Genomic DNA, 12654 nt, shown 5'->3' on the forward strand with positions numbered 1-12654 from the left:
GTACTGTTTTACTACCGAGATACCTTGGTTTAGTTGCAGTATATAATCACATTTTAGTCTGTAAAAATTAATGAAAAAAAGATTTGTTGGTCAATTTAGATTATTAGTAGTTAAACAAAACTGCTGATGTTAAAAATCAAGCAAGTAGGCAAAATAAAAATAAAGTATGATGATTTTTCAGATCGCTAATACATCAGCTTAATTATGGATATCGCAGATATCTTGGAGAGTTTCACTTCTTTCTTCGAGGTATACAATTATTTATATAACCTCAGAAATTACTCTAGCATATTTATTTAGACTAATTCAGCTTTGAATATAAAGTTGTCTTATTATATCTGTTGTTTTTACGCATAATTACTGATTAGAAATTATATTACATAACCTATAACAAAATGCATTAAAAATTTGAATTTTGCAACAAAACTTTACATTGTTGACTCAAGTCAGTTTCAAAAACATTTCTAAATGAAGTCTTAAAAGGGCAGCAACCTTAACGATGAGGCTGTAGTTTAGATTAGAAGACTGATGTTACAAACATAGTTGGGTTTTATAGGGTTGCGTGAATTATCCAAAAAAATAAGATTATGACTTTACATTAAATTTATATAATTCAAGGCAAAATGAAGATTTTGTAAAAACTATCTTTCATCAAGTAGATTTTACTGAGATAGGATAATGTACCTTTATAATTACGTGTAAGTGTTTGTATTTATTCGGTAAAACAGAAATTTAATTTTTGGGATTCAACTGTAAGAATTTCGAGTTTCATTTCAATCAATAAAACACAGGGTGAAAGTATGGTGACTAGTAAATTAGATATAGTAGATCGATTGGGCAGGTTTTTAAACAATAAAAAGTGGCGTTTGTTGACAAATTTGCGTCTAAACAATTTAAAAGTTAATAAAATTTTACGAGCAACAAATGATTCGGAGATAGGCGAAGTAAAAATAGAAATAAACAATTTATATTTTTCTGAAAAAGATTATAGGGATTTTATAAATTCGGATGTATTAACTAAATATAATCAACTTGATTACATCCATTCCAAGCCACTTGAATATCTAACGACAATGACTCTATTAGATTTGAAAGAAGGTGATGAAATACTAGATGCTGCTGGTGGTGAAAAAGCTGAATATATAAAGGCTTTAATGGCAGTTTCAAAGTTCAAATTGAATGCTTACTGTCAAGACTCCTTATTGGATGGAAAAGTCACAGATGGAATTAAGTACATTGGTGGATCTATTGATGCAATCCCTCTCCCAGATGAATCTTTAGATGGAATTAGCTGTCATCACTCTTTTGAACATTTTCGAGATGATTTGGATATTAAGTTTATTAAAGAGGCAGTACGTTTATTGAAAGCGGGCAGAAAACTTGTCATTGCACCGCTATTTTTAACTAACGAATATGCGGAAATCTGGAACAATAAACGAATTCAGAAGCCCAATGTTGACAAAGCAATCACAATTTTTGACAATACTGCAAGCTTTGCTGGATGGGGTGCATATGAAGGCTTTGCTAGAACTTATAGTCCTGCTGCATTTAAAACAAGAATTCTTGATAACTTACCTAGCAACTGCTACGCAAAAATCTACAAGGTTATTGTAGATGGGAAACCTGTGCCAGACCTGCAAAAAAATTATCATCAACCTCTGCTCAATGCTGAAATGAAGGCACTGGTAATAGTCAAAAACTAAAGAGCAACTTTTTAGTTTGATAAGTTTTATAGCTATTTGCAATTATTTGGAGTAAAAATAATTAGTAGGGGCGCACAACATATCTGTGTGCTCCTAGTGTTTGTATCATTCAAGATTGCTATATGTTGGTTATGTGATATTAGTAGATTCTGCTCATTTTCTAGAGATAGAGAGCTGTATTTGCTCATATCTTTTTTAGTCATAAACCTTTAATTATTTATGCCCACTGGAACTTAATATAGAAAATGCAGATAAATAGTAAGACATCAGAATATAAGCAAAATATTACCTTAAATACCTTAACTAATATCATCGACACTCAAGTTTTACAAGAATTAAATGATACCCAAGTAGTTGATAGTCAGGATCTGTGCATTCATCAAATGTTTGAGATGCAAGTAGAGCGATCGCCCCAAGCCATTGCAGTAGTATGTGAAAATAAACAACTTACTTATCAACAGTTAAATCAGCGGGCGAATCAACTAGCGCACTACCTACGTTCTTTAGGCGTTGGGCCGGAAGTGCTTGTGGGTATATGTCTGGAGCGCTCCTTAGAGATGATTATAGGACTACTGGGCATTCTGAAAGCTGGAGGCGCTTATGTGCCATTAGATCCGGCATATCCCTCAGAACGTTTAGCTTTTATCTTGGAAGACACCCAAACACCAGTATTGTTAACCCAAGAAAAATGGGTCAAGAACTTACCACCGCATCAGGCACAAGTGGTTTGTCTGGACTCAAACTGGCAAGGGAATATTCAAAATAGTCAAGAAAATCCTGTAAATCAAACTACAGCCGATAACCTCATCTATGTAATCTACACATCTGGTTCTACAGGACAGCCCAAGGGTGTAATGATCCCTCACCGTGGTATCTGCAATCAACTCCACTGGAAGCAAACAACTTTTGGATTAACTCACGCAGACAAAGTTCTACTGACTATTTCTTTTAGCTTCGATCCCTCAGTGTGGCAGATATTCTGGCCATTGTGCTTTGGGGGGCAATTATTTATGGCTCGCCCTGGTGGACATCAAGACACAGCCTATCTTGTGAAGGTAATTACCGAGCAGCAAATCACAGTTCTGGCTTTAGTACCTTCCATACTGCGTGTCTTATTAGAAGAGAAGGGAATTGAAAATTGCCGATTCATCAGACACATTACCTGCGGTGGTGAAGCTTTACCTGGCGAACTTATAGAACGCTTCTTTGCCCAACTGAATTTGGACAATGTTTTACATAATTGTTACGGCCCGACAGAAGCTTCTATTGATACTACTTTCTGGAGTTGCCAACGAGACAGTAATTATGCTACTGCACCTATTGGCCGTCCGATTACCAATGCAGAGATTCACATCCTTGATGACAACTTGCAGCCAGTGCCTATTGGTGAATCAGGTGAACTGCATATTGGCGGTATTGGTCTAGCGCGAGGCTATCTTAACCGTCCAGAATTGACCACAGAGAAGTTTATTTTTAACCCCTTTAGCTCTGAACTTGGGGCGCGCCTTTACAAAACTGGGGACTTAGCACGTTATTTGAGCGATGGTAATATCGAATTTCTCGGTCGCATTGACGATCAAGTTAAAATACGTGGCTTCCGAATTGAATTAGGAGAAATTGCAGCTATATTAGCTCAACATCCGGCACTGACACAGACTTTAGTCATAGCCAGAGAGGATGTTCCTGGGGACAAGCGACTAGTAGCATATATTGTTACCCGTCCAGAGCAAATTCCTAGCCAGGCTGAATTGCGTCGCTTTTTGGAAACTCAGTTGCCTGAATACATGGTGCCTAGTTTCTTTGTCTTTTTGGACACCCTACCATTAAATCCCAACGGTAAAATAGACCGCCGCGCCTTACCTGCACCTGATACATCTGATATTAAGCTGTCAACTAACTTTGTTCCACCTCAGAATTCGACAGAAGAAGTCTTAGCTGGCATTTGGGCGAAAGTTTTGCGTCTGGAACAAGTAGGCATCCACGACAATTTTTTTGAATTGGGAGGGCATTCACTGCTGGCCACTCAAGTGATGTCTAGAGTTCGTCAAGCTTTTCAAATAGAAATACCGTTGCAACTCTTATTTGAGAATCCCACGATCGCTACTTTAGCTCAAGCAATGCCTACGGCAACCCGAAGCGGGAACGCCCAAAACCAAACTCCAGAAAATGATCCCCAAAATCAGACGATTCCTCAAATAGCGAATCGGCAATCAGCACCTCTATCCTTTGCCCAACAGCGAGTCTGGTTTTTGGAGCAGTTGGAACCCAACAGCCGAGCGTATATTGTCTCCAATGCACAACGCTTAACGGGCAAGTTAAACCTGGGTATATTACAACAGTCACTAGATGCGATCGTTGTCCATCATGAGGCATTGCGAACCAACTTTATTACATCACTTGATGGTAGCCCCATACAAGTAATTGGCACGCCTCGGCCAGTGGAACTTAAAATCATTCAGGTAACAAAAGAGCAAGTAGAATTTCTTCTCAATCAAGAGGTGCAACGCCCCTTCAACTTAGAATCTGACCTGATGCTGCGTGCTACTTTGCTCCAAGTAGACGAGCAGGAGCATATACTCTTGTTAATGATGCACCACATCGCTTCAGATGGTTGGTCAATTGGTATTCTTTGGCAGCAGTTAATAGCCCTTTATAAAGCATTTTTGAGTAGTAAGCCTTCCCCATTAGCAAAATTGCCCATTCAGTATGCAGATTTTGCTGTGTGGCAGCACCAGTGGCTATCAGGTGAGGTACTTTCCAAGCAAATTGACTATTGGAAAACCCAATTAGCAGGTGCTAATACTGTACTGGAATTGCCTACCGACCGACCACGGCCGCCAGTGCAAACTTACCAAGGAGCAGCTCAATCTCTGATGCTACCGCAGACTTTGAGTGCATCACTCACAGAACTCTCGCATCAAGAGGGTGTCACTCTATTCATGACATTGCTGGCAGCTTTTGGGACAATACTGCACCGCTACACAGGGCAAGAAGACATTCTTATTGGTTCTCCCATTGCCGGACGTAACCGTTCTGAGATTGAAGAGTTAATTGGATTTTTTATTAACACCGTTGTTTTACGGACTGATTTTGCCGAAAACCCCAGTTTTCGTTCAGTGCTAAATCGAGTTCGCCAGATGGCATTAGCTGCTTATGCCCATCAAGATATGCCCTTTGAGAAACTGGTAGAAGAACTGCAACCAGAGCGAGATACCAGTCGCAACCCACTGTTTCAAGTGTGGTTTAATATGCTCAACTTAAGGGATATCCACCTGGAACTACCTGGAGTGGCTATCGAACCAGTCTCCATTCTAGAAACAGCTTCCAAGTTCGACTTAACCCTTTATGTTACAGAACAAAATCAAGGAATCCAACTTGATTTAGTTTACAACACCGATCTGTTTACTTCAGAACGGATGATGGAAATGCTTCATCAATTCCATCACTTGCTAAATCAAATTGTTGCTGCTCCAGAGAGACAGATTAGTTTATATTCTCTGGTGACACCAGAAGCACAACTTTTGCTGCCAAAGCCAAGGGCAGTTTTGCCAGAACCACAGTATGAATTGACAACTACAATGTTTACCTCTTGGGTAAATCGTACCCCAGAACATTCATCACTTCGTCAAGGATTTCGTACTTGGAATTATGGGGAATTGGGCAAAATAGCTCAAACTTTAGCACAGGTTTTGTTATCTCACAAAGTAGAGCGGGGAGATGTCGTAGCCATATATGGTACACGCAGCTTTGGGCTAATTGCCAGTATGCTGGGCGTACTCTTGAGTGGCGGTGTGCTACTCACCCTCGATCCAAAACTTCCTAGCGATCGCCAGCGCTTGATGCTACAGGAAGCTAAAGCTAAATACATATTATATATTGATGGTCAGCGTTCAGAAGACGAAAAGATATGGGAGTCTTTAACTAGCATCTGTGTTAACCCAGACACAGGAGAAGCTATAAATTCCCAAAAGACGATTATTGAAGCCGTAAATCTACCTGAAATCGCTGCCGACGATGCAGCTTATATTTTCTTTACTTCCGGCACAACTAGTGTACCTAAAGGTGTGCTGGGGTGTCATAAAGGGTTGGCGCATTTTCTGAACTGGCAGCGACAGACTTTTGAAATTAATCAGCAAGACCGCATTGCCCAATTAACTGGTCTTTCTTTTGATGTCGTTCTTAGAGATATCTTTTTACCTTTAACTAGTGGTGCAACCCTATGTTTGCCAGAAGAAGAGGATAACCTAGAACCGACGAGAATTCTGCGTTATTTGGAAAATGAGCAAATTTCTGTACTGCATACAGTTCCTTCGCTAGCGCAATTATGGTTAGCGAATGTGCCGTCAGGAATTTCTTTACGTAACTTACGCTGGTTATTCTTGGCTGGAGAACCTTTGAAAGAAACCCTTGTAGTTCGCTGGCGGGATGCTTTTCCTGAATCAGGTGAAATTGTTAATCTCTATGGCCCGACAGAGACAACCTTGGCGAAATGTTATTACCGAGTACCTGTTGACTGTAGCCCTGGTGTACAGCCAGTTGGATTACCGCTGCCGCAAACCCAAGCACTGGTTTTCACACCAAATCAACAACCGTGTGGTATCGGCGAACCAGGCGAAATTGTAATCCGCACTCCATTCCGTAGTTTGGGCTATATCAATGCCCAGCAAGAAAACCATTCTCGGTTTGTCAAAAACCCTTTTGGGAACGATCGCCAGGATTGGCTTTATTATACAGGCGATCGCGGATGCTATCGTCCAGATGGCTCTCTAGAAATTCTCGGTCGCCGAGATCATCAAGTCAAGATCCGGGGAATACGCATTGAACCGGGGGAAATTGAAACGGTGTTAGCCCAACATCCAAATGTACTCCAGACTGTAGTCATTGCCCGTGAAGATGTTGCTGGCGATCGCCGTTTGGTAGCTTATATTATACCAAATCAAGACTCAGTAATTGCAATTGCTGAGATCCGGGGCTTCCTCTCGACAAAATTGCCACAGTATATGCTACCTTCAGCTTTTGTCGTGCTGGACACCATGCCCTTAACCCCCAACGGCAAGGTAGACCGCCGCGCCCTACCAGCACCAGACTTATCGAGGCAAGAGCCAGAAGCCACCTTTATTGCTCCCCGCAATGAAGTGGAACGCCAGTTAACACAGATTTGGGAACAAATTTTAGGTGTCCGACCGATTGGTGTTAGGGATAACTTCTTCGAGCTAGGAGGACATTCTATCCTAGCAGTAAAACTGTTTTGGCAAATTGAAAAGACATTTAGTAAAAACCTGCCGCTTGCCATTCTTTTCCAGTCAGGTACTATAGAGGCTCTAGCCAAAATAATCTGCCAAGAAGAAGATTTAACAAGAAACTCGGCTTTAGTAAATACCTTAGACCAATCAAAATCTAGCTGGTCATCCCTAGTAGAAATTCAACCCAACGGTTTTAAGCCACCTTTCTTCTGTATTCACGGGCTGGGTGGAGAAGTCTTATGTTTCCGTGAATTAGCATTGCATTTGGGGACAGAACAACCATTTTACGGATTACAACCACGAGGGCTAGACGAAAAATACCCTCTCCATACCCGTATTGAAGATATGGCAGCGCACTACATTCAAGAAATTCAAACCCTTCAACCTCATGGCCCTTATTTTCTCGGAGGTTATTCCTTTGGGGGTACAGTTGCCTTTGAGATGGCTCGGCAACTCTATGAGCAAGGCGAACAAGTCGGCATTTTAGTTCTACTTGATAGTTGTCGTATAGGTTATAGCTGGCAGGTATCATTATTCAAGCGAGTGTTTTTGCATTTAAATAATATTGTTCAACAAGGGCCTAACTACCTTTGGCAAAAAGTTGTGAGATGGAGTTATTGGCGTAAGCGAGAACTGCAAAATACATATAACCGTTACTTGGAAGACGTACTTCATGTACCTGAAACTGACAAGCATTTAAAGATTATAGATACTAACACTCAAGCTCTTAGTGACTATATTTTTTCACCTTATCTTGGTCGAGCTATTCTTTTGCGGACAGAGGATAAAAATCGGGACGAAGCTATAGGCATAGAATACGATCCTCAATTTGGCTGGCGTGACATAGTAGTTGGAGGATTAGATATCGATTACATTCCCGGATCTCACCTTGACATACTTAAAGAACCTCATGTACAAGTGTTAGCTGAAAAATTGAGAAATTGCTTAACTCAGGCGCAGTCTCAGTCTACAAAGAATTAAAATGAAAAACCACAATGCAAAATAGTCAAAAATTTAAATGGCAACGGATTCTATTGTTGCTGTGGTGCTACTAGAAACCGTTTACCACGAATGGCAAAAGCGCTCTGGGCTGGTGTATACGTTTTAATTAGCTTGGTTGGAGAAAATTAAACAGCTACACTAATCGCAGCAGCACTTGCAGCAGCAGCAGCAGAGAAAAAAGCCGTGCTAAACAGCCACCAAGCAGCAGTTTCTGCCACCTTTTGGGTAGCTTCCGCTTGCTGTCTAGCTTGCTGCTGGCTAATTTGGTTAATGAATTGCTCTAGCTTGGCACTCAGTCGCTCGGGCTTTAGCTCGTCTGGTTCGCCAGACTTTAGAGCGATCGGCAATCCATTAGTTTGCACTTTTTGGGGTTGCTGACCCCAAATCTGCTGCCAAAAGCCTTCAAAAGAGTCTACAAACCAATTAATGTCTTGTTTTGACAAATCTGTACGACTATCGACTATATCCACAAAGGTTTTACGACCGATATTGCGTAAGTAATTCTCCTTACTGAGAGATTGCATTTCTGGTTGGGCGACTAATTTTTCAAACTCATCTTCAATTTCTAGTCGCTCTTCCTGAGATAGTTGTAGCTGGTTTAAATAATTGTCTATTGCCTTGCGGATACTGGTTCGATCTACCGCTGAACCCAGTTCGTTACGAACTGCGGTTGCCGCTGCATCTGCTGTGGAAACAACGCGATCGCCGATCGTCTTCGCACCAAAGGCTATAGTTGCTGTACCAATAATGCCTTGCAAGCCAGAAGTTGCCCGATCTAAAACAGAACTGAGTACCGAGCCTACCGTAGTAGCACTGACCCATACCAGTAAAAAGAAGTAGGCTGCCCAAATGAGCAGACCAATAATTGCTGCCAATAGCGGGTCATGTAATGGGCAAAGTTTCACCGCTAGAAAACAAGCAAGAAATAATGTAATGCTTACAGTTCCTAAGGTTCGCAACCCAACTATTATCCCAACTTGATTAATCTTATCGTCCATCAATGCTTGGCTGTTAGTATCTGATTCATGCTCAGGAGTGGAGTATGAAATTCCCAAGGCAATGAAAAAGTTAGCTAGCAGCAGCTGAAAGGCAAAGGCCAGCAACAGTCCAGCTATCAAGACTAAAAAACCTTGAGTGCCTGAGAAGAAAAGCGCAGCATCTTCTGAAGCCGTAAATTCTTGAGCGATGACAAGCTGTGCTGTCCAACCCTGCGTGCTGCACAGTCCCACTATTGTATCCATACCCACCAAAATAGTAAAATGCCAGTTTTGCTACTGTTTATTTATTGGTAATAGATTTGCTGTCGATTTTTATCTCTCTAACGGCCTAAGCTTGAATTTATCCATTTTTGATTCAATCAAGCAGAGTAAACAGCAATATCTCTTAAACGCTCAAATAAAAGACGAGGGACTTTTATCATTTGAGTGGTTTCAGGAGAAGTTGAAAAAGTGCTAGCCCATAAAAATCGCCTAACTATAGCCCAATACGGTTCAGTTAGGACTACGCAGTGCTAATAACAAGGAAAACAGGAGGATTCGTTTTAGTACTAATACTTCGGTGTTTAAGCTTTTTTGAGCGAACTTTGATACAGGTTTTTTGATAACTCTAGGATTGGTTCGATAAACACGTTTAGGCAATAAATTGAACAACTACGATTCCGTCGAAATCCTGAAGCTTACTTAGCAACTCTTGAGAAACTAATGCTCTAGCAAACTGGCGTTTTACAACTATTGATGCACGCATTAAGCTTAAACAACTCTGTCCCTCGTTTCAACCCTGACAGACTAACAGTATGAGATAATTATTCTGTGGAACTAGAATATTGGTAGGTAAAAATCCAATAACCAAAAGACCTGACCGATTTAAGAATGCGATGAATATTGCTAGTGTCACAGATTGAACAGAGGAAATGATTGTGGCACTAAAAGCTGAAATGACTATCGTTGTTAGATTTTAAGTTGGTAAGCAATCCACAATCCACTGATGCTATATAGAAGATTTGGGCGCACAGAATTACAGATGCCAGTGTTTTCCTGCGGTGGCATGAGATATCAGTTCAAATGGGAAGATGTTCCCAATCATGAAATTCCTGCTGATAACCAGGCAAATTTGGAAACGACTATTAGAAGGGCAGTCGAAGTTGGAATTAATCATATTGAAACTGCTCGTGGTTATGGCACTTCTGAAATGCAATTGGGGAGAATATTACCCAAATTTCCCCGCGAAAAGTTGATTGTTCAGACGAAAATCAATCCAAAGGCAGATGCGAAAGAATTCCGAGAGACGTTCGAACAATCTTTGAAAAATCTCCAACTAGATTATGTTGACCTTTTAGGGTTGCACGGCATTAATCATCCTGAGTCGTTAGAGGACAGCATCCGTCCCGGCGGCTGTTTGGAAGTAGCGCAGCAGTTGCGAGCAGAAGGAAAAGTTAGATTTATCGGCTTTTCCACACACGGCTCGACAGATATAATTGTGCAGACAATTAATACCAATCAATTTGATTACGTGAACCTGCACTGGTACTACATTAATCAATGGAATTGGGCGGCAATCGAAGCAGCTAAACGCCACGATATGGGGGTGTTTATTATTAGCCCTTCTAATAAAGGAGGTTTGTTGTATGAGCCTCCCAAAAAATTAGTCAATCTTTGCGCTCCATTGAGTCCAATGGTGTTTAATGATTTGTTTTGTTTGAGTCATCAAGAGGTACATACCCTAAGTTTGGGAGCAGCAAAACCACAAGATTTTGATGAACATCTGAAGACTTTAGAATTACTAGATCGAGCATCAGAAATTTTGCCGCCAATTTTATCAAGATTGGAACAAGAAGCGATCGCTACTTTGGGAGAAAATTGGGTAAAATCTTGGGAAACAAATCTACCAAATTTTGACGAAACCCCTGGTGAGGTAAATATTCGGGTGATTTTGTGGCTGCGGAATTTAGCGATCGCCTACGATTTAGTAGACTACGCTAAAATGCGCTACAATCTGCTTGGTAATGGCGGCCACTGGTTCCCCGGCAACAAAGCCGATCGGCTAGATGAATTAGACTTGCGGCAATGTCTCGTCCATAATCCCTACGCTGAAAAAATCCCCCAACTTCTGGAACAAGCTCATCATTTGTTGGCGGGTGAAGCTGTCAAACGTCTATCTCGCACTTGATATGCATAGATCGGGCATTGGTTATGGCGTATGAGAAATAGGAGACAATAATTATCAATGCCCAATGCCCAATGCCCAATACCCAATGCCCAATGCCCAATGCTAATCAGATTTTTTCGTATCTGCTGATTTAACTGCCTTCGGTACGACTAGCACCTTATCAACGCGATTACCATCCATATCCATCACTTCAATTCGCATACTTTGCCATTCAAAATGATCTGCTGCGGCAGGAATACGACCTAAATGGGTAATCACAAAACCGCCTAATGTTTGATAACTGCCGCGTTCTTCAGATTCCCATTCTTCCATACCAAAAAGTTCCAAAAACTCCTCTACAGGCAACATCCCATCCAAAAGCCAGGAACCATCTTCGCGTTGTACAGCTTGTGGTTGATCTTGTCCATCCGTTGAAGGAACATCACCCACGATTTCACTCATGATGTCGTTGAGAGTAACTAATCCTTGAATTACGCCGTATTCATCCACTACCAGCGCCATGTGAGTGATAGTTTGCTTGAACAATTCCAAAACTTTCAAGCCACGGGTGCTTTCTGGCACAAATACAGGCTGTCGCAATCCGATGGTCAAGTCTAGTGGTTCCCCTCGGAAACTCCTGGCTAATAAGTCAGTGACAGGAATAACACCCAGCACATTGTCAAGTCCCCCCTGACAAACTGGATACCGAGAATAAGCACTATCAACCATTTTAAGGCGATTTTCTTCGGCAGAGTCGTCTAAGTCTAGCCAAACAATATCAGGACGGGGTGTCATTAAGTAACTAACAGGGCGATCGCCTAAACGAAAGACTCGCTCTACCATATCCTGTTCAGCTTCCTCAAAGGTTCCCGCCTCAGTGCCTTGCTCGATTAAGATTTTAATTTCTTCTTCGGTGACTTGCGGCTCAGTAGAAGCTGTAATTCCCAGCACTCGCAAGATCAAATCTGTAGAAGCACTTAAAAGAAAGACTACTGGAGAAGCGATCGCAGCCAAGGCTTGCATCGGAATCGCTACAATCGAGGCAATCCTTTCTGGATTATTTAATGCCAGACGCTTTGGTACCAATTCGCCAACAATGAGTGACAAATAGGTAATGATCAAAACCACTATTCCAAAAGATATCGGTTCGCTATAAGGTGCTAACAAAGGTACAAGTCGCACATAGACTGCCAGTCGGTTGGCAATTGTTGCTCCTCCAAAAGCACCAGTTAAGATACCGATTAAGGAAATACCCACTTGAACAGTTGACAGGAAATGATTGGGAGACTCTGCTAATTTCAATGCTGCCATTGCCTTGGCATCTCCTTGATTGGCAAGCTGTTGTAACCTTACTTTCCGTGCCGAGACAATCGCCATCTCAGACATAGAAAACACGCCGTTGGCAATAATTAGCACCAAAATGATTGAAATTTCAAAAGTGATGGGGGACATGTTTAAAATTGCCGCTTATCAGAGCGAATGTAGCTCAATACCTAGTATCTAGTATTAAAGGTGCTTCGATAAATACTTTGACTATACACAAAGTAGTAGTTATAGTTCTT

The 12654-nt window shown here is 41.3% G+C and carries 5 protein-coding genes; 3 read left to right on the plus strand and 2 right to left on the minus strand.

What is annotated here, in order from left to right; translation table 11 throughout:
- Positions 1-800 precede the first annotated feature (800 nt).
- Positions 801-1703: a methyltransferase domain-containing protein gene (locus NSTCB13_RS01910; RefSeq protein WP_448271206.1), complete on the plus strand. Its 903-nt coding sequence runs from the start codon at positions 801-803 to the stop codon at positions 1701-1703.
- Between the two features lie 245 nt (positions 1704-1948).
- A complete protein-coding gene (locus NSTCB13_RS01915) occupies positions 1949-7927 on the plus strand; it encodes an amino acid adenylation domain-containing protein (protein ID WP_448271207.1) in 5979 nt (1992 codons plus the stop codon).
- A 146-nt stretch (positions 7928-8073) separates the two neighbouring features.
- On the opposite strand, the gene NSTCB13_RS01920 is transcribed toward NSTCB13_RS01915, so the two are convergent.
- Complete coding sequence (locus NSTCB13_RS01920) at positions 8074-9189, minus strand: hypothetical protein (RefSeq protein ID WP_448268502.1); 1116 nt, start codon at positions 9187-9189, stop codon at positions 8074-8076.
- 742 nt (positions 9190-9931) lie between these two features.
- Here NSTCB13_RS01920 and NSTCB13_RS01925 point away from each other — a divergent pair.
- Positions 9932-11113 (plus strand): aldo/keto reductase, encoded by a 1182-nt coding sequence (locus tag NSTCB13_RS01925; protein WP_448268503.1) that lies wholly within the window; start codon positions 9932-9934, stop codon positions 11111-11113.
- Between the two features lie 102 nt (positions 11114-11215).
- Here the strand turns inward: NSTCB13_RS01925 and NSTCB13_RS01930 are convergent, their stop codons facing one another.
- The gene (locus tag NSTCB13_RS01930) at positions 11216-12544 is read right to left on the minus strand and encodes a hemolysin family protein (protein WP_445629876.1); all 1329 of its coding nucleotides are present in this window, start codon (positions 12542-12544) and stop codon (positions 11216-11218) included.
- Positions 12545-12654: the final 110 nt, after the last annotated feature.

It is taken from the genome of Nostoc sp. DSM 114160, assembly GCF_053470305.1.